Raw genomic sequence first — 17562 nt, forward strand, 5'->3', positions numbered from 1 at the left:
TTTACCCGGTCTGCATCATAGGCCGGGTTTCAGTTCAAGTTATTCATCCTTTACATAAGGAATGGTTAGTGGACCTAGAGGGAGCACCGCGACAGTCATTTGCTCGCCATACGTGTTCCTCAGCTCCCTTAGCTTCGAACTGATATCGTCCATCGGCTTCAGCATCATTTTCTCGATGTCTTGAGCCGGAAGGGAGGAATATACATAAACATTCGCCCACATTTGAATCACGGCTTGCTTTTGTACCTGCCATTGATCGAATTTTAGGAAAGCGGGGTCGTGGATCAATTCCAGGATCTCCTGCGGACTGCTTCTCATTTGCAAAATCTCGGCATAGTTCCCATGGCTCGGAATCCCGTCCGAGCATTCCGAAGCGCATAGAATGCTTCCGCCCTGCTTCACGATTTTATGCGCCGCGCTCATGCCCTTTACTGCTTGATACAGATTTTGATCCAGCGGGTATCCCGAATTGGACGTGATTACCACATCAAACCGCTCGTGAACGGGAACCATGGCATGCTCTTTCGCAAAGGTGCAGCCCTGCCTATGACTCTCAAACAGCTCCCCGGCAAATACTTGTGTTATTTCCTTTGCGCCGTTTAGGGTCACGTTCAGCATAAAATCGGGCTTGCACATCCGGTTGACTTCCCCGGCCATTTCCTGCAGTGGATTCCGCTGAAGGTTCCCCCAGGTGGAGAGCGGATCCCCGATCATTCTGGCATTATGGAAGGTAAGTATCGTTTCAATGCCTGCGATTCCTGGCATAATCCCCTTCGGCCCGCCCGAAAATCCGGCGAAGAAATGCGGTTCGATAAATCCGGTCACAATCCGGAAGTCGGCTTCCACATATTCCTTGTTTAAATAAACGTCACACCCCAAGCAGCTTTTGCCGACCCAAGTCAACTCCCCCGGATTATGGCAGTGGTGATTGATGATCCGAATGCGGCTAACCACGTCCTCGCCCAGCATTTGTACAAATTCGTCCCGTGTTTGATCCCGGTGTGTTCCGGTGCCGTTAATGATGACGAATTGCCCGCATGGGACGTGCTCCAGCTCCTCAAGCAGCCACGGGATCAGTTTATGGTTGGGTGTAGGACGGGTAATATCGCTTATGACAATCGCCACTTTGTCTGTCGACTTGACCATGCTCTTGAGCGGGGGGAGGCCAATCGGCTGGCGCAACGCCCCCTTGACCGCCTCTTTCTCGTTTGCCAGACCGTCCGTATGCCGCGGCTCGATGATCGTCGAATGATCCGGTACCTCAATCCGCAAGGCTCCTTTTCCATACTGCAAGAAAGCTTCCATCCAACATCACCGCTTAATTGTAGATTTTATAAAGGGCCTGAGTGCCGCTATTCTCTTCTCCAAGCTCCGCGAGTCGCTCATACAGTTCCTTTGCCTGCTTAAGGCCGTAGATGTCCAGCCCCATCTCCTCCGCAGCTTGTAACGCGATTCCCATATCCTTAATGAAGTGCTTTATATAAAACCCCGGCCCAAAGTGGCCTCCGATGATTCTAGGTCCCAGATTACTGAGCGACCAGCTTCCCGCGGCGCCGGATTCAATGCTTTTCAGCACTGTCGACTGATCAAGCCCTGCCTTCTTGGCGTATGCCAGTGCTTCACAGACACCCATCATGTTGGATGCAATGGCAATTTGATTGCACATCTTCGTATGCTGCCCTGCACCTGCCATGCCCTGATAAACGATATTCGTACCGAGCGCTTGAAAAACCGGCATTACGGCATCGAACACATCCGCCTCGCCGCCGACCATAATGGATAGCTTGGCGTCCCGCGCACCGACATCGCCACCGGAAACCGGGGCATCCAGCGAATGACAATGCTTAAGCTTCGCCTCATGTTCGATCCGTTTGGCAAGAGTTGGACTGGAGGTCGTCATATCCACCAGATAGGTACCGGGCTTGGCGTTTTGCAGCACTCCGCGCTCACTTAAATACACCTCTTCCACATCATGAGGATACCCGACCATCGAAATGACTACATCAACCGTTCGGGCTAATTCGGCCGGGGAGTTCTGCCATAAGGCGCCCAACCCTACAAGATCATCCGTTCTAGCCTTCGTGCGGCTGTAAACATGCACCTTATATCCGGCACGGATCAAGTTCTTCACCATGCTTGTTCCCATGACGCCCGTACCGATAAACCCGATGGACGCCCCTTGTTGAATAATTCTCATACTTACATGCCTCCTTGACTCATTCACCATTGTTCTTACAGAAAAAGGGGATATTCCTCTAGTCTTTTAGACCGTTTGGGACAGCCCCTAAGTGTTACCTCCAACTATTCTAGCCTTTTACCGAACCGAGCATAACCCCTTTAGCGAAATGTTTCTGTAGGAACGGATACACTACTAAGATGGGCAGAATCGCTAAAATGATCGAAGCCGAGCGTACCGTTTCCGAGGGCGGCGTTGAATCTCCGATCGACGACTCCATCCCCGCAACCGTAGCGCTGTTGTCCAGCACGAGTGATTTTACAAGAACCTGGAGCGTCCACTTCTTGGAATCGGTTAGAAACATCAGCGCGTTAAAATATGTATTCCAGTGAGCCACCGCAAAAAACAGCACGAAGGCGGCAAGTGCCGGCATACTTAACGGAATCACGATTTTCCAAAACACGCCCAGATCGTTGCAGCCATCGATTTTGGCCGATTCAATCACCTCGATTGGCAAAGAATCCATGAAGCTCTTAACTACGATGAGACTCCATGCATTCGTGAGAGAGGGAATAATTAAAGACCAGTACGAATTCATTAAACCAAGCTCCTTCACGAGCAGGAACGTTGGAATGATGCCGGCGCTAAATACAAGCGAGAACACCACAAGTCCGTAGATCCACCGCCGGTGGGGCAATTTTTTTTCTGTCAGCCCATAGGCCATCGTAAAAGTAAACACCAGGTTGAGAATGGTCCCGACGACCGTAATGAACAGTGTGCTTTGCAACGCGCTCATGAAGCTGTTGGACTGCAAAATATACGAATACGCACCTAACGACCACTTTTCAGGCAATAAATGAAACTCATATGGAACATAAACGGAAAAATGTGTCAAAGAAACGCTAATGATATAAAGAAACGGAAATATGCAGCAAAGCGAAATCATGGTCAGCAATGTATAATTAACGATATCGAACAAAGTCATTTTTTTTTGCTGAACAAAGCTCAATGTGAATTCCCCCGCTTCCTTAGTAAATACCTTCGTGGCCCATGCGTTTGACGAAATAATTGGATATCATCACAAGCGCAAGCCCGACGAACCCTTTGAACAAGCCGACCGTGACCCCGACGCTGTACATGCCTCGCAGGATCCCCTGATTATACACGTACGTATCGAAAACATCCGCCACATCGCGGACAAGCGGGTTCATCATAAGCAGTACCTGTTCGAAGTTGACATCGGTCATATGTCCCAACCGAAGGATGAGCAGAATAACAATGGTCGGACGGATCGCCGGCAGCGTAACATGCCAGATTTGCCTGAAACGGTTCGCCCCGTCGACGACGGCTGCTTCATACCGCTCGGGATTGACCCCGGCAATAGCGGCCAAGAAAATAATGGTCCCCCACCCGGCATCCTTCCATATGCTTTGGACCGTGAGCATTCCCCAGAAAAACCGGCTTTCGTTCAAAAAGGAAACCGGCTCTAAACCTAGAACCCGGATCAGCTTGTTAACCAAACCGATATCTACAGACAGCATGAAGAAAGTGATGCTGGCAATGACAACCCATGATAAAAAGTGCGGCATGTAAACAAGAGACTGGTTAATTCTCTTGAACAACTCGTGGCGAACCTCGTTAAGCATAATGGCCAGGATGATCGGCAGCGGGAAGAAAAATACCAGGCCAAAGATGTTAATGAGAAGTGTATTTCGCAGCATCAGGTAGAAATGGCCGTCGGAGAACATGTCGGTGAAATGCTTCAGACCGACCCATTGGCTGCCGCTGAAGCCAAGCATAGGATGATAATCTTTAAAGGCAAGCAGCAGTCCCCACATCGGAATCAGCTTAAATACTAGGAAATATAAGAAGCCCGGTATGACGAGCAAATACATATACCGGTATTTCACATAGTCCTTCCATAACGATTGAAAGCCGGTGTGAAGCTTGGAGGAATGTTTTTTTAAACTGATTTCTTCTGTTTTCATCCAATCAAACTCCTTCCAACCTTGAGGAAAAAGGGACGACGAAGCATCTCCGTCGTCCGCCCTTCTCCTATCCTCAGTTGCCGAAATATTCCTTGTAGCTGGCGGCAAGCTCCACGAACGCTTTCTTGAGCCCTGGATTATTCCTCAAGCCTTCGATGTACTTCTTGTAGTCATCCATGGAGATTCTGCCCATGATCGCCTCGGTTCGTTTTTTCTCAAATTCATCCACATGCTTCGTCCATTCGGCGGACCAGGTGGCGGAACGGATAATTCGGAACGGATCGACCGTTAAAGCTGTATAAGTCACTTTGACCTTCTCGCGGTTAGCCAAATCGACTTCAATCGGGGCAAGCGGACTATCCACCTTATCCCACTCATTGCGTTTGATCGTGAACGGATCGTTCGTAAAGCTTTGAATTTCCTTCAACCCGATGTCACTCATAATATATTTGCCGTTCTCGACTTTATGATGAGTTCCCTCGTAGCCGTAGAACAAAGCATGCGAGTTGGCATCGCTTGCCGCCATGTTAAACACCTCGAGAAGCTTCCTTACGCGCTCCTCAGGTACCTTCTTTGGAATGAACAAGCCGCCTGTAAAGCCCGGCTCCAAATAGTTGGCGTTGCCGCCTGGCCCTTTAAGATAAGCAACGATCTCCACTTTGGCGTTCGGCTTCAGCTTTTTATTTTCCTGCTCCATCCGGTATTGATGCCAGTAGTTTTTCGTGTGGAAAACGGTTCTTCCGCTGGAGAAGAAGTTGTCAGGCTCCGCTCCTTTTATCGTGGAAAACTCAGGGGTCATTAAGCCGTCCTTATACAATTTGCTGTACCACTCGACCATGTTCGTGTAAGCATCAGTTAGCACATTCCGGTATAACCCGCCCTCACTGTTGTACTGCGGCTTGAACGAGCCGAAGGCAGAAGCCATCGATTCCATAAACAGCGTACCGATCAGCTTGCCGCTGGTATCCTTTGCTTTCACCGCCTTCAGGGCAGCATGCAGCTCATCCGTAGTTTGCGGTACCGGAACACCCGCCTCATCAAGTAAGTCCTTGCGGATAAGAAACCCTGTATTGATTTGCGAGCGGGCTCTTGGAATAAAATAATACGTTCCTTTATATTTGGAATATTTCCAGGCCACTTCAGGAATGTTTTTCTTCAGGTTCGGATATTTGCTGAGATCGCCGAGGAACGGACCCAAATCCCAGAATAGCCCTTTCTCGATCGCGTTAATGTTATTGATATCATGCGGGTTTTGAGCCGATACGACGTCCGGAAGCTCACCTGTCGCCATCGCCAGGTTTAATTTGGTCTGAAACTCGGGATCGGGAATCCACTGTACCTCCATCTCGAGATTATTCTCCTTTTGAAAGCGTGTCCAAAATTGGTTTTTCATATCCGGCACTTCCGCGAAGGTAGAGACCATCGTGCTGTACTTGAAAGGCTTGTTGTCTCCCGCCGTCGGATTGCCGTCCCCCGTCGAAGGAGCTTGAGTCTCGGAGCCGGTGCAAGCAGCAATCACGGATAATGACATCGCACATGCTACCAAAGCAGCCATGGAACTGAAACCTCTCCTTTTCATGCCAACATCCCCTTTTTATTTAAGTAAGAAGATTTCCCCGTCCGCCATCCCGTCTCTGACCGCCTTCAGCCTGGAGAACGTCGCATCGTCATAATGTCCAAGTGAAATGCCGTCGATCCCTAAGGAGCCGAGCATCTTAACGCTGGCGCGGAGAATATCTTCATTGGAACCGCCGTAATCGTTCGGCCTGACATCGACGGCAGCAATCAAATCTTTGTCATAGCCTATGCCTCTGCGAATTTTATGAAGCTTCTGCAGCTTGCCTTGCAGATGGCGCATCTCCCCGCGCTGCTCCGCATAATCCGATTCGCGGATCGAATCCACATAATCTTTAATGGCGGAGAAGCTGAGACCAGCCATTTCCGTATACTTCAAGTACGTATTGTAACGGAATTCCGTCCGCGGATTCGCCCTCTTGATCCCCTCATAGATCCGCTTGAATAAAGCGGTAATGCTCTTCTCCCTGAATTCAAGCCACTGATACAGGGACGGATTCTCCATCAGAAAGCCCGTTCCTGTCAAATTCCCGTCATCCAGCAGCTTCTTCTCCAAAATGTCGGCTAACTCCGCTTGTTTAGCCACGTCATAGAGTCGGTTCAAGTCGGACGCGATCCGGTCCCAGTCGTATCCCATCTCGATCGCTTTTGTTCTGCAGCTGGAGCAGAAGCAGCCGCCTTCTAGCACGGCAAGCAGAATATCCAGCTCCTTCTCATCGCTGATACCATGGTTCTCTGTTTTGAGCCTGCCCCCCTGATGAAACAAGATCAGACAGCTTTGAATAAAATCAATGTCGTGGTTTTTCACGGTATCATAGAACAGTGCCACGATATATTCCTGAACGTGCTCATGATTGGGACATAGCAGCTTGCCGGCGCTGATCGGCGCTCCCTTGACATTCCGCTGCAGAAGCTGGGGAAACTCGGAGAGCGCCCGCTTGGCATCGTAAATTGTATGCGATATTTCACAGCCTACTTTCAGTCCCCTTTGTCTGGCCGTCGTTATCAACTGATCGAGCCAATCGGTATCCTTCAGCCAGTCGACCGAGCTGTAGATCGGCTTTAGCGGTGTGTTCTTGAAATTCGCTTCATCCATCCGGTAATACACCCGGCTGTCTTCGGGCAGATAAAATTTCCGTTTCGGATTGTGCGGATAATACAGCCCGCGCAGAGGACGTTTCTCCTTGTGCATGATGCCGACCAAATACACACTGTTCACATTGGTGTGCTCCACTAAATTATCTACGCAGGTTTCCACACCCTCATCGTGAAGATCCCATGGATATAAGCTGGCTGCCATTTCTTTAATATACATATAGTTGGCCTCCTGTAATTCTAATTTGCTTGCATCAACGGGGCTACCTGAAGCTGAGCGCACCATTCGTTCAGCTTCGCGACAAGCTGCTCCGTAAGCTCAATCGCCCCTTCGCTTATCATCCTCTCCTTGCTTGCCGCCGAGCGCTGACCTGGTATGTGCAAACCGGGGGCTCTTGCCAGCATCCGGTCGATCATCTCCGTAGCTCTGCCTCTAAGTTGCTCTTCTCCGATCAGCGCGTCCGCTTTAATGCAAATCGCCGTATGCGATGGCTGGCCGATGGCGCCTGTTCCCGGCTGCGGCTCGTCGATGAGCTGCCCTTCGGATAGAAGACCGGTAATGATTTCACCGAATATCGTGAGTCCGAAACCTTTATGACCGCCTATCGGCTGACGGGTTCCTTTGGATATCTCGGCCGGATTGGAGGTAGGAATACCATCGACATCGAGTCCCCAGTAAGCCGGGACCGCTTCGCCAAGCATTGCCTTCTCCTTCAATACTCCGTTGGAGGCGTATGCAATACAGGCATCGAACATCAACGGGTAGCCTTTATCCGTAGGAACGGCATACCCCATCGGGCTTGTGCCGATGACCTTCTCAACTCGGCCCGGGGCACCCATGGTCGGTGCTCCGCGCGTAATCATGTATCCGATATACCCTTGCTCAGCCGCAGACTCCACGTAGGGCGACGAAGCCAGGATGTGGTTCGTGTTTCGAACGGTGCATAAGCCGATGCCGTATTCGTCCGCCAGCTGTTGCGCACGCTTCATCACGAACATGCCGCACAGCTCCCCGAGCCCGTTATCGCCCTCGTAGCTTTCCATTGCCGCATAGTGCTGAAGCTTCTCGATCCGTGCATTGGCATTAATTTTGCCTGAAACTAAGCCTTGGATTCTGCCGGGCAGCTCGTAAACATCATGGTGACTCAACCCACGGTAGGTTGCTCTCATGAACACTTCCGTCACAGTTACAGCATCCTGCTTTGGTAGGCCGGACGCATGCAGCAGCTGAAGCGTTACTCGTTCCACCTCATCTAAACCAACCTTAGCCACCGGATCTCCTCCCTCAATTTTCAATTGATAGATTATAGCGAATAAAGCTCCCTGGCATTTGTCGAGTAAATTCTTTCACGCAGATCCTTTGGCAATGCAGGAAACGCGAATGTAGGAGAGTCGAAATCCCAGTGCGGATAATCGCTTGAAAAGAGGAGGATATGCTCCGCATCCATCGCTTCCAGCGTGTTCAGCAGAAACTTGTCGTTGTCGGGACGCTCTAACGGCTGGGATGTGATTCTGACATGGTCGCGGAGGTATTCGCTCGGTCTTTTCTTCAGCCAAGGCACCTCATAGCGGAGCGCTTTATACTCGGCATCCAGCCTCCACATCAGTGCAGGCAGCCACGAGACTCCGCCTTCCACGAGGACAATCTTAAAGCCCGGAAACCGCTCGAACACCCCCTCCGTAAGGAAGCTGACCAAATGCGCCTGGAAGCCGAGAGACAAGCAGGTATGCCATTCGATATAATGGGTCGGGTACCCCGGCGTTGGCTGAACGTTAATACCCATTCCGTCTGTTCCAGGATGAATGGCAAGCGGTAGGCCGTGCCGGGCGCATGCCTCGTAGATCGGGTAATATTGGCGCTGCCCGAAGGGGGCGCGGGCTCCGGAGTCCGTCATCACCTGAACGAAGTGAGGGTGTCCTGCCCAGCGGTTGATTTCTGCCGCCGCAGCCGCCGGGTCCTGGTGAGCAATCGTAATCGAGCCCTTGAACACGCCGTCCTCGTTGTACTTGCCGAGCCATGTATCGGCCAGCCAGTCGTTGTATGCGGCAGCGATGGCTGCAGCGAAATCCGGATCGGGGTGGAGATTGCAGAACGCCCGGGGCAGCAAAATGCAATGATCGATCCCGTATTTCCTCACATGCTGCTCTCTAAGAAACTCGGGGTCGGAGCCGCCCGGTCCGCCTCCGGGCGGCCGGGAGTCCAATCTTTCTCCATGAATCGGGTTTCCGTAAAAACCTCTGCCTCCGCCGTTGAACCTTTCCTTCCAAGGCTGAGACATGTATCGCTGAATCTCTTCTTTATTTTTCGGATATGGATGAACATCACAATCGATGATGCCGGTTGTACGGCTGCGCTGTTTCGTTTTCTTATTGAAAGGCTGCTCCAAATGAATTCACCTCCTGGCACATGATCCTATCGCTTAATAAACACAACAACCTGTTCTTCCTCAACTTCAACCGGGAACGTCTCGAGCTTCGGCGGCTCATCGGGCGTCTCTACGCCCACCTCGTATGTTTTAACCCAGCACCGATTCGGGTCGAATAAGGATTGGCCGTTCGTCAAATCGAACTCCCAGCCATGCCATGGGCACCGAATAATTTCACCTTCCCGCCCGTATAGAAATTCACCCGGCTTCGAAGGCAGTGTAGTGCCTGTAACTCTGCCCACGCAAAGCGGTGCTTGTTGATGGGGGCAGCTGTTTTTGACGGCATAATATTGGCCGCCTACATTAAAAACACCGATGGAGATGCCCTCCAAGGAAACGATTTTGCGTTGTCCTGCCGTAAGCTCGCTTGTCGTCGCTACAACATGTTTAGCCATCCAAGGGGCCCTCCTTAATCCAAGTTGTAAAATTGCTCGGCATTCTCAAAGAAAATCCGGTTGTACAGCTTCTCCGGCAGCTTGGGAAACGCCAGCTTCGGGTTGTCGAAGTCCCAGTGCGGGTAGTCGCTGGAGAACATCATGATATGCTCCGCATCCATCATCCGCAGCATATGCAGCAGGTCCTCGTCGTCGTCCGGCCGCTCCAAAGGCTGTGAGGTGACTCTGATGTGATCGCGCAAATAATCGCTCGGCCGCTTTTTCACCCATGGAATCTCGTGACGCAATGCCTTGTACTCCATATTGAGCCTCCACATCAACGGAACGATCCAAGTAGAGCTTCCCTCCACTAACACAATCCGCAAATCCGGATACCGCTCGAATGTGCCTTCCGTCAACAGGCTGACGAGATGTGCCATGAAGCTTAACGACATACACGTATGCCACTCGATATAATGGCTTGGATTCCCGGGTGACGGAAGAATGTTAATGCCGATGCCGTCCAAACCCGGGTGGAGCGCGAGTGGCAGGTTATGCCGGCAGCAGGCCTCGAAGATGGGGTGGAAATTGCGGTGACCCATCAGAAACCTCGCCCCTGAATCCGTCGTCACTTGTACAACGTGCTTATGTCCCGCCCAACGGTCGATTTCCTTGGCAGCTGCAATGGGGTCGCTATGGTTAATTACAATCGATGTTTTGAACACACCGTCTGGATTATCGGGGCCGATCCACGTATCGGCGATCCATTCATTGTAGGCTGAAGCGATCGCGTTGCCATAATCCAGATCCGGGAATTGGCAGCTGTTCTCTCGAGGGATGAGAATAGCCTTCTTGATGTTGAACGGTTCAATCAGCTGCTTGCGGACAAAATTCGGATCCGAACCGGCTGGCCCGCCTTCCGGCGGTACAGCATCGAGCCGGTGTCCGTGTGAAGGATTGCCATAGAATAGCCCCCTGCCGCCTCCTCGAAACCGGCCTTGCCAATACTTCGGCATATACTGCCGGATTTGATCCAGACTTTTCGGTATCGGATGCAGATCGCAGTCGATGATGCCGGGCTTCACCTTCTTTCGGTTCGGCTTCAAGTCAGCTTCTAATGCTTCTTCATTTACGGACATGCCGGTACCCTCCTTTATTTTCTCACTTGATTAGGCGCATGCTGCTCCAGCCAGCCCTTAAGCGGAACATCCTCAGGAAGCGGGGTATAATACCCGTTGCAATTCGTACCGGCCCCGAGCAATTGGCGTCGGATCGGATCGGCACCCTCCCACAAATCCTGGACGGTCATATCGTCCTTTGTTCGGATCCACCGATAACCGTAGCCATAGAAAAGTACCTTTCGGGTAATATCCGACCAGTTCGTACTCGCCGTATGCCACAGTCTTCTGTCGAAAAATACGGCCGTTCCCGGTTTCACACAGACTGGAATCGCACCCTCCGGTTGGCCGTAACCGCTCTCTGGACGCTGTATCGTGTTGCTCAGATGGCTATTTGGCACAATCCAGAAATTACCACGGCCCGGCTCGGAAAGATCCGATAGGAAGTAGGCAACCTTTAATGACATGCGCGGACGAGGCTCCGTTTCCATCTCGATATTCATCCGCCCGCTGTCCTGATGCCAACCAAAGGTTTTATCGTTTGGTTCCTGTCCTGTCGGAGGAGTCACAATCATGTGAGCATGATACAAATAAATGTTCCAGCCCAAAATTCCCCATACTTTTGGCAGCACCTTTTCATAATCGACCAGATCCAGGAACAGCTTGTGGTCCGGTATGAAATTCGGATGAAACAGAGCCTTTGTCGTATCATGTCCGGACTTCACATGCTTAGCGAATATACGGTCCACTTCTTCCGTCAGGGCACTGATATGCTCGGGAGACAGTGCATTCTCAAGCACCAAATAACCGGTATCGTTAAATGTCTTCCGTTCTTCTTCTGTCAGGGAGTATTGCAAACAAGATGGGTTCATTCTAACAACCTCCATTAACTATTTTTTAAAATATCATCAATACAACACTATACATTTATTGTAATCGCTTTCTGAACAAAATATAGGGACACGATTCGGATGAATGGGGACTGCTTTCGGAACTTATTCGATACCTTGGTCCACAACTGGAATTTGAAGCACCACCGTTGTACCTGCATTTACCTTGCTATAAATTTCAATTCCGTATCGCTCTCCGAAAGCTAGCTGTATTCGTCTTTGAATATTTAGTAAGCCGACTCCTCTTGCCGAGACGTTCCGGTCATCATCAGACCTGCTAAGCCTCTCGCGAAGGCTGATCAGCTCCTCCTCTTCTATCCCTTTGCCGTCATCAATAAATTCAAATCTCACGCAATTTCCTTGCATGACGAAACCTTTAATCGTCAACGTACCTTTATTATTTTTTCTTTCCAGACCATGATAAACGGCATTCTCTACAATGGGCTGAAGTATCATCTTCGGTATTCGCATATTCATGATTGTTTCTTCAATAAGGATTTCCGTCCGAAATTTTTCCATATATCGGATCGACATAATTCGCAAATAATCCTGAATGCATTTCACCTCACTGGCAATATGTACGATCGGGTCCTCCTTAATGCTGTATCTGAAGATTTTTGCCATGGCCGTTGATATTTCCACAATTTCTTTAATTCGATTCGCGAGACCGATACTTCGCAAACATTCCAGCGTATTGTACAAAAAATGCGGGTTGATTTGACTTTGCAAAAACGATAGTTCCGCCTGCTTCTTAGCGAGCTCCATTTGATAAAGTGATACGTTTGCTTGAACAAACTTTTCGTTCGTTTCGTCCATTTTATCAAGCATCTTATTGATTTCGGTCGCTAATATGCCGATCTCATTTCTTAACGGCATCTTCATCCGCCGTTTCCCGCCATTATTTCCGATAAAGTTAACGAACCGGATAATTCGGCCGAGTGGCTGCGTCACACTGCGGATGAAAAAGTACCCCATAATAAATATCAGCAGCGTCATCACAATTCCGATTATAAAGCCCATGTTCCGTATCGCTCTAAGCTTATCGGTCATTTCATTTATGGGGATCAAGCTGATGATTTTCCAGTGCAAGGCCTCAATGTCTTTTACTTGGATATGATTCATCCTCTGATAGTAGAAAGCCTTATGCTCACTACTGTTCTTCACGCCTTCAAGGATCGTTTGGTCAAACTGCGTTTCCTTCAGCGAAATTTCATCACTGCTAACAATGCTGAACTGATTATCCAAAATAAAAAGCATCGAGTTCGGCGTGGCCTTCGTATCCATGACCATACGGTCGAGCATGTCGGATTTATAAATTACGACACAAGTGCCGAGCTCTGCAGCATCATTCGGGTCGTTAAGGGTTGAAAAAATGGGATGCACAAAAAAATAAGCAGGTTTCTCCATCTCCTTCGGATCGAATACTTTTCCGTAGAATTGCTCCTGCTTATTCATTGGCAGCATATATTGCTTCTCGATTTCCCTCAGCACGACATAATCGAACGGATTGGATGCACCAACGGTGTGTCCCTTTTTGTCGACAAGCATAATGGATTTGATATTTTTGTTTGATGATTTAATGCCTGACATAATTTCAATGACGACTTTGTTCAGCTTCAGCCTGTAAATCGGGTCATCGGAACCTAAGTAATCTTGAATTATCGTATTATAGGAAGAGGCCAGCGCAGCGTCTTTAATATCCTGCATGAAGGAAAGCAGCCTCTCCTCCACCTGCTTCATGATTTTGGACGTATGCACGTTCTCCTTGTCTTCGGTCAAGCTGTAGAAGCTGGCATAATAATAAATTTGCAATGTAAAAATCATAAGGGTTGAAATGCCGATCAACAGCATAAGCTTTTGTTTTAAGCTCGCTCCTGATTTCATGAGCACCTGTCTCACCTGCCCTCTCCGTGGAATCCGACTTTGTTCTTGCGGAAGCCGGAAGGAGTGACACCGTACCATTTCTTAAACACCTTCGAAAAATAGTTGTAGTCCTTATAGCCGACATGCTGACTAACTTCCCAAATGCTTAGCTTATTTTCGGAAAGCAGCTGCTTGGCCTTGCTAAGCCGCAGACGGGTTACGTAGTCCGTGAAGGTGGATTTCATTGATTTTTGAAACAGGTCACAGCAATAGGTATAATTAATATAATATTTATGGGACAGATCTTTCAGATGCAGATCTTCTTCATAGTGACCGTTCACATACTCGAGCAATTCCTTGAACTTCTCGTTGTTCAGCATGTCGCGGTCGATTGTAGCCGAGGCCGTGTCCTCCTCTCCTTTGCCCGGATTCGAATCCTGCAGATGGTGATACAGCCGTTCCAAAAGCTTATCCGCTTCTTCGAATTCAAGCGGCTTCAGCAAGTAGTCAAAACAGCCCAGTCGGATCGAATCCTGGGCATAGTGAAAATCAGCGGCACCGCTTATGATGACGAATTCGGATTTAATCCCCAGATCTCGGCTCCTCTTCATCAATTCTATTCCTGTCAGCTCCGGCATACGAATGTCTGTCATGACCACATCCGGGTGATCCCGTTCGATCATCACAAGGGCTTCGAGCGAATCTGTCGTATCCGCAATTACCTTAAACCCCATTTGCTCCCATTTGAACGTACTGCGAATCCCTTTCAACACCCATGGCTCATCATCTACAATTAATACCCGATACATGAAGGTTCACTCCACTCCGAATGATTAGGGGCTCTAGCTCGGACAGGACTCCCTATTTAAAGGGTATTGCTTACTATCGCATTAATGCATAGTTAGGAAATCTTCTTAATAAAGTATTTGACTTTGAAACCTTCATTGTGCAGCATGGTGCGTATGAGAAGAAAAACTCCCGCCCCCCTATAGGGACGAGAGTTAGACTTCGTGTTGTGTACTAAACGGGAAATGCGTCGTCTAACCTCTGCGTCTGCTCCTCGGTAAGCCTCCAGCCTATAGCACCTACATTTTCACGAAGCTGTTCCAATCGGCTGACTCCTATGATGGCTGCTGAAACCGCAGGGCGATCGATAATCCAATTCAAGCTAACCTGTGCAGGCGTTTTACCTAATTCGTTCGCAACTTGCTTCAACACTTTAACACCATCTTGGAACTTCCTCGCCCTTTCTGCAACTGCTGGCTCGTCTGCTCCCCTGCTTCCTTCCGGAACAGCTTCCTCATACTTGCCGGAAAGTATACCTCCACCCATTGGACTATATAAAATCATACCGATCCCTTGGTCGACACAAAGCGGTTGGAGTTCTTTTTCTATTGCGCGGTTGGCCAGGCTATAGTTGGGTTGCACCGATATAAAGCTGGCGAGCTTATTGACATCGCTTACCCACAGTGACTTGGCAAGCACCCATGCAGGAAAATTCGAGCAGCCGATATAGCGTACTTTTCCCTGGCGGATCAGATCATCATATGCCCGTAGCGATTCTTCTAGTGGGGTTTCCCAGTCCACACCATGGGCCTGATAAAGATCGATATAATCCGTACCGAGCCGCCGCAGGCTGTTTTCAACTTCGTGCATAATATGCAAACGAGATTGTCCTCTGTTGTTGATACCTGGCCCTACTTCACCATGCACTTTGGTTGCGACAACAACTTCGTCTCGACGTCCCTTGATCGCCCTGCCCAGTATCTCCTCCGCTTCCCCGCCCGTATACCGGTTGGCATTATCGAATAAATTGATCCCATGATCAATAGCCTCATGGATGATCCGTTCCGAATCTTCGGGCGTAACTTTTCCCGCTTTCCCCCAGCGTGGGTTCGAACTTCCGAAATTCCAGCAGCCTAAACTGAGTCGCGATACCTTTAGTCCCGATTTACCCAATCTAACGTATTCCATTCTCTTTCACCCTCCTTAGAGCTTTCGATTTTCGATATAATTACTTACGGTTACATGTTGTGAACTTGATTATTTTTGAAAAAAGGGTGCCTGTTTTAGATAAATGCTTTCAACTTTTTCCACGATGGGATTGTCTCTTTCCGTTTCCTCTTTCACCTTCTGCCATTCGGGATCATTGCGAAAAGCCTCAAAGCTCTTATTGCGCGACTCCATGTCCGGAAATTCCATTACATAGTAAAGCCGGTTGTGCTCCGGGTCCGTATCAATCCAAAAATCGGTTACGCGCATACCATGTTTGGCAAAAATCCCTAAAGTATGCTTAGCGAAACGGTCGTTAATGTCCTGCATTTTCCCTGGATATATATAATAAATTCGAAGTTCATACAGCATAAAACAATTCCCCTCTCTGTTTTTTTGGGTAAGAACATTTGCCACATTCTCTAGGAAACAGCAGCTTCCGTTACTTCCCTGGCTGCTACTGTTTAATAGCCTCCAGCACTTCCGCAACATGCCCATCCACTTGAACTGCACGCCATTCTCTCACTAGAACACCTTGTTCATCAATAAGGAATGTAGACCGCTCCACACCATAAAACTGCTGCCCATCTCTTTCTCTCCGTTTCCAAACCCCGAATTCATTGCATACCTTCTGCTCAACGTCGGAAAGCAGCAGAAATGGAAGCTGATATTCCGCTATAAACTGATCGTGTGAGACCATATCGTCTGGACTGATACCAATGACTTCCGTATTCAGACTTGCAAATTGGCCGTTGTAATCTCTGAATTCGCATGATTCTTTCGTACAACCCGGGGTCATGTCTTTGGGATAAAAGTAAATAACTAACCTTTTGCCTCGAAAATCACTTAACGATACTTCCTTACCGTTCGATGCTGGCAGAGTGAAATCAGGAACAATTTGTTGGATTTGTACAGTGGACATGTTATTTCCTCCTTAGGGATAATTTCTATGATAGTTGCCGTCCAATAATTGCACATACAGTACTTTTGTGTGTGAGTAAGGATAATTTATCCTCTTCCCGCCCTCTGCTGTCGGTCCGCACCGCTATCATACGGATAAGTCACAGGAAGCAGGGAAGCTTCATTTAAGCGATTCATATGGTCGACACTTAAGGACCAGCCGGATGCACTTAGATTGCTTGTCAATTGCTCGATAGTCCTTGCTCCAATAATCGGTGAGGTCACGCCTTCGCGCTGCAGCAGCCAATTGATCGCTGTTTGAGCAGGTGTTTTACCAGCCTCTTCAGCCACTGCATAGAGAGCATCGAGCACCTTCCAAGTATGTTCATTGTTATAGTTTTTCCATGATTCGCCCCAGCCCTTGGCATCCGCTTGTGACACTCTGGAACCTTCGGGAGGAATATCCATGCCTCTGTGATACTTTCCGCTTAACCATCCGCCTCTGAGCGGACTCCAAGGAATGACACCGATGCCCTCACTTACACAGACCGGGATAATCTCAAATTCGGTCGCGCGGCATAACAGATTGTATTGAGGCTGCAGACATGCAAATGGCTCCCAACCGTTCTGTCTGCTGAGATCAACGGCTTTTTGCAATTGCCAGCCACGAAAGTTACTTGCTCCGATATAACGAACCCAACCTCGTTTCACTAATTCGTTCAGTGTGCTGAGTGTTTCCTCCAAAGGGGTTTTGGGGTCCCATGCATGAACTTGATAAAGGTCGATGTAATCAGTGCCAAGTCGGCGAAGACTGGCTTCCACACCCGCCATAATATGTTTGCGGCTTAGTCCCACATCGTTCGGCCCGCTGCCCATGACAAAGCGCACTTTAGTAGCGATCACCAAATCGTCGCGTTTTTTTTGCTTTAACCAGCGACCAACTATTTCTTCAGATACTCCAAGACTATAAACATCGGCCGTATCGATTAAATTCCCACCTGCATTCACAAAATGGTCCATAATGCTAAAGCTGTCCTGCTCGCTCGTTTCTCGGCCAAATGTCATTGCACCCAAACTAAGCTCACTTACCCGGAGACCCGTTTTTCCCATATAACGATATTCCACGCAGTTACCTCCTTAGTTTTTTCATCCATTTGCATCCTAA

At 49.0% G+C, this 17562-nt stretch carries 17 protein-coding genes; all 17 read right to left on the minus strand.

Annotation, left to right across the window (positions count from 1 at the left end):
- Window positions 1-39: 39 nt before the first annotated feature.
- A complete protein-coding gene (larA, locus tag DVH26_RS20795; RefSeq protein ID WP_239624886.1) occupies window positions 40-1305 on the minus strand; it encodes a nickel-dependent lactate racemase in 1266 nt (421 codons plus the stop codon).
- A gap of 13 nt (window positions 1306-1318) precedes the next feature.
- Window positions 1319-2197: an NAD(P)-dependent oxidoreductase gene (locus DVH26_RS20800; RefSeq protein WP_239624888.1), complete on the minus strand. Its 879-nt coding sequence runs from the start codon at window positions 2195-2197 to the stop codon at window positions 1319-1321.
- A gap of 109 nt (window positions 2198-2306) precedes the next feature.
- A complete protein-coding gene (locus DVH26_RS20805) occupies window positions 2307-3185 on the minus strand; it encodes a carbohydrate ABC transporter permease (protein WP_239624891.1) in 879 nt (292 codons plus the stop codon).
- A 19-nt stretch (window positions 3186-3204) separates the two neighbouring features.
- Complete coding sequence (locus tag DVH26_RS20810; RefSeq protein WP_239624893.1) at window positions 3205-4164, minus strand: ABC transporter permease; 960 nt, start codon at window positions 4162-4164, stop codon at window positions 3205-3207.
- Between the two features lie 73 nt (window positions 4165-4237).
- Window positions 4238-5719 carry an extracellular solute-binding protein gene (locus tag DVH26_RS20815; RefSeq protein WP_239624896.1) on the minus strand — a complete coding sequence of 494 codons (1482 nt, stop codon included), beginning with the start codon at window positions 5717-5719 and terminating at the stop codon, window positions 4238-4240.
- Window positions 5720-5758: 39 nt separating this feature from the next.
- Window positions 5759-7054 (minus strand): alpha-amylase family protein, encoded by a 1296-nt coding sequence (locus DVH26_RS20820; RefSeq protein WP_239624898.1) that lies wholly within the window; start codon window positions 7052-7054, stop codon window positions 5759-5761.
- A gap of 20 nt (window positions 7055-7074) precedes the next feature.
- Window positions 7075-8106: an Ldh family oxidoreductase gene (locus DVH26_RS20825; protein WP_239624900.1), complete on the minus strand. Its 1032-nt coding sequence runs from the start codon at window positions 8104-8106 to the stop codon at window positions 7075-7077.
- A gap of 32 nt (window positions 8107-8138) precedes the next feature.
- Window positions 8139-9221 (minus strand): amidohydrolase family protein, encoded by a 1083-nt coding sequence (locus tag DVH26_RS20830; protein WP_239624903.1) that lies wholly within the window; start codon window positions 9219-9221, stop codon window positions 8139-8141.
- A 26-nt stretch (window positions 9222-9247) separates the two neighbouring features.
- Window positions 9248-9655 (minus strand): Rieske (2Fe-2S) protein, encoded by a 408-nt coding sequence (locus DVH26_RS20835; protein ID WP_239624905.1) that lies wholly within the window; start codon window positions 9653-9655, stop codon window positions 9248-9250.
- Between the two features lie 14 nt (window positions 9656-9669).
- Window positions 9670-10773 (minus strand): amidohydrolase family protein, encoded by a 1104-nt coding sequence (locus tag DVH26_RS20840; RefSeq protein WP_239624907.1) that lies wholly within the window; start codon window positions 10771-10773, stop codon window positions 9670-9672.
- 14 nt (window positions 10774-10787) lie between these two features.
- Entirely contained in the window at window positions 10788-11624 is an 837-nt protein-coding gene (locus DVH26_RS20845) for a phytanoyl-CoA dioxygenase family protein (RefSeq protein ID WP_239624909.1), read from the minus strand.
- A 123-nt stretch (window positions 11625-11747) separates the two neighbouring features.
- Entirely contained in the window at window positions 11748-13526 is a 1779-nt protein-coding gene (locus DVH26_RS20850; protein WP_239624911.1) for a sensor histidine kinase, read from the minus strand.
- 11 nt (window positions 13527-13537) lie between these two features.
- Window positions 13538-14314 carry a response regulator transcription factor gene (locus tag DVH26_RS20855; RefSeq protein ID WP_239624914.1) on the minus strand — a complete coding sequence of 259 codons (777 nt, stop codon included), beginning with the start codon at window positions 14312-14314 and terminating at the stop codon, window positions 13538-13540.
- A gap of 211 nt (window positions 14315-14525) precedes the next feature.
- A complete protein-coding gene (locus tag DVH26_RS20860) occupies window positions 14526-15479 on the minus strand; it encodes an aldo/keto reductase (RefSeq protein ID WP_239624916.1) in 954 nt (317 codons plus the stop codon).
- Between the two features lie 69 nt (window positions 15480-15548).
- The gene (locus DVH26_RS20865) at window positions 15549-15869 is read right to left on the minus strand and encodes an NIPSNAP family protein (protein ID WP_239624918.1); all 321 of its coding nucleotides are present in this window, start codon (window positions 15867-15869) and stop codon (window positions 15549-15551) included.
- Window positions 15870-15954: 85 nt separating this feature from the next.
- Entirely contained in the window at window positions 15955-16419 is a 465-nt protein-coding gene (gene bcp, locus DVH26_RS20870; RefSeq protein ID WP_239624921.1) for a thioredoxin-dependent thiol peroxidase, read from the minus strand.
- A gap of 86 nt (window positions 16420-16505) precedes the next feature.
- Window positions 16506-17522 carry an aldo/keto reductase gene (locus tag DVH26_RS20875; protein ID WP_239624923.1) on the minus strand — a complete coding sequence of 339 codons (1017 nt, stop codon included), beginning with the start codon at window positions 17520-17522 and terminating at the stop codon, window positions 16506-16508.
- Between the last annotated feature and the right edge of the window lie 40 nt (window positions 17523-17562).

This window comes from Paenibacillus sp. H1-7, from assembly GCF_022354825.1.
Taxonomy (GTDB): domain Bacteria; phylum Bacillota; class Bacilli; order Paenibacillales; family NBRC-103111; genus Paenibacillus_S.

Excerpts from the sequence above, each read along its gene's own strand:
- larA (WP_239624886.1), bottom strand. The coding sequence starts at position 1,305 with ATGGAAGCTTTCTTGCAGTATGGAAAAGGAGCCTTGCGGATTGAGGTA.
- DVH26_RS20800 (WP_239624888.1), bottom strand. The coding sequence starts at position 2,197 with ATGAGAATTATTCAACAAGGGGCGTCCATCGGGTTTATCGGTACGGGC.
- DVH26_RS20810 (WP_239624893.1), bottom strand. The coding sequence starts at position 4,164 with ATGAAAACAGAAGAAATCAGTTTAAAAAAACATTCCTCCAAGCTTCAC.
- DVH26_RS20815 (WP_239624896.1), bottom strand. The coding sequence starts at position 5,719 with ATGGCTGCTTTGGTAGCATGTGCGATGTCATTATCCGTGATTGCTGCT.
- DVH26_RS20820 (WP_239624898.1), bottom strand. The coding sequence starts at position 7,054 with ATGTATATTAAAGAAATGGCAGCCAGCTTATATCCATGGGATCTTCAC.
- DVH26_RS20835 (WP_239624905.1), bottom strand. The coding sequence starts at position 9,655 with ATGGCTAAACATGTTGTAGCGACGACAAGCGAGCTTACGGCAGGACAA.
- DVH26_RS20840 (WP_239624907.1), bottom strand. The coding sequence starts at position 10,773 with ATGTCCGTAAATGAAGAAGCATTAGAAGCTGACTTGAAGCCGAACCGA.
- DVH26_RS20845 (WP_239624909.1), bottom strand. The coding sequence starts at position 11,624 with ATGAACCCATCTTGTTTGCAATACTCCCTGACAGAAGAAGAACGGAAG.
- DVH26_RS20850 (WP_239624911.1), bottom strand. The coding sequence starts at position 13,526 with ATGAAATCAGGAGCGAGCTTAAAACAAAAGCTTATGCTGTTGATCGGC.
- DVH26_RS20855 (WP_239624914.1), bottom strand. The coding sequence starts at position 14,314 with ATGTATCGGGTATTAATTGTAGATGATGAGCCATGGGTGTTGAAAGGG.
- DVH26_RS20860 (WP_239624916.1), bottom strand. The coding sequence starts at position 15,479 with ATGGAATACGTTAGATTGGGTAAATCGGGACTAAAGGTATCGCGACTC.
- DVH26_RS20865 (WP_239624918.1), bottom strand. The coding sequence starts at position 15,869 with ATGCTGTATGAACTTCGAATTTATTATATATATCCAGGGAAAATGCAG.
- bcp (WP_239624921.1), bottom strand. The coding sequence starts at position 16,419 with ATGTCCACTGTACAAATCCAACAAATTGTTCCTGATTTCACTCTGCCA.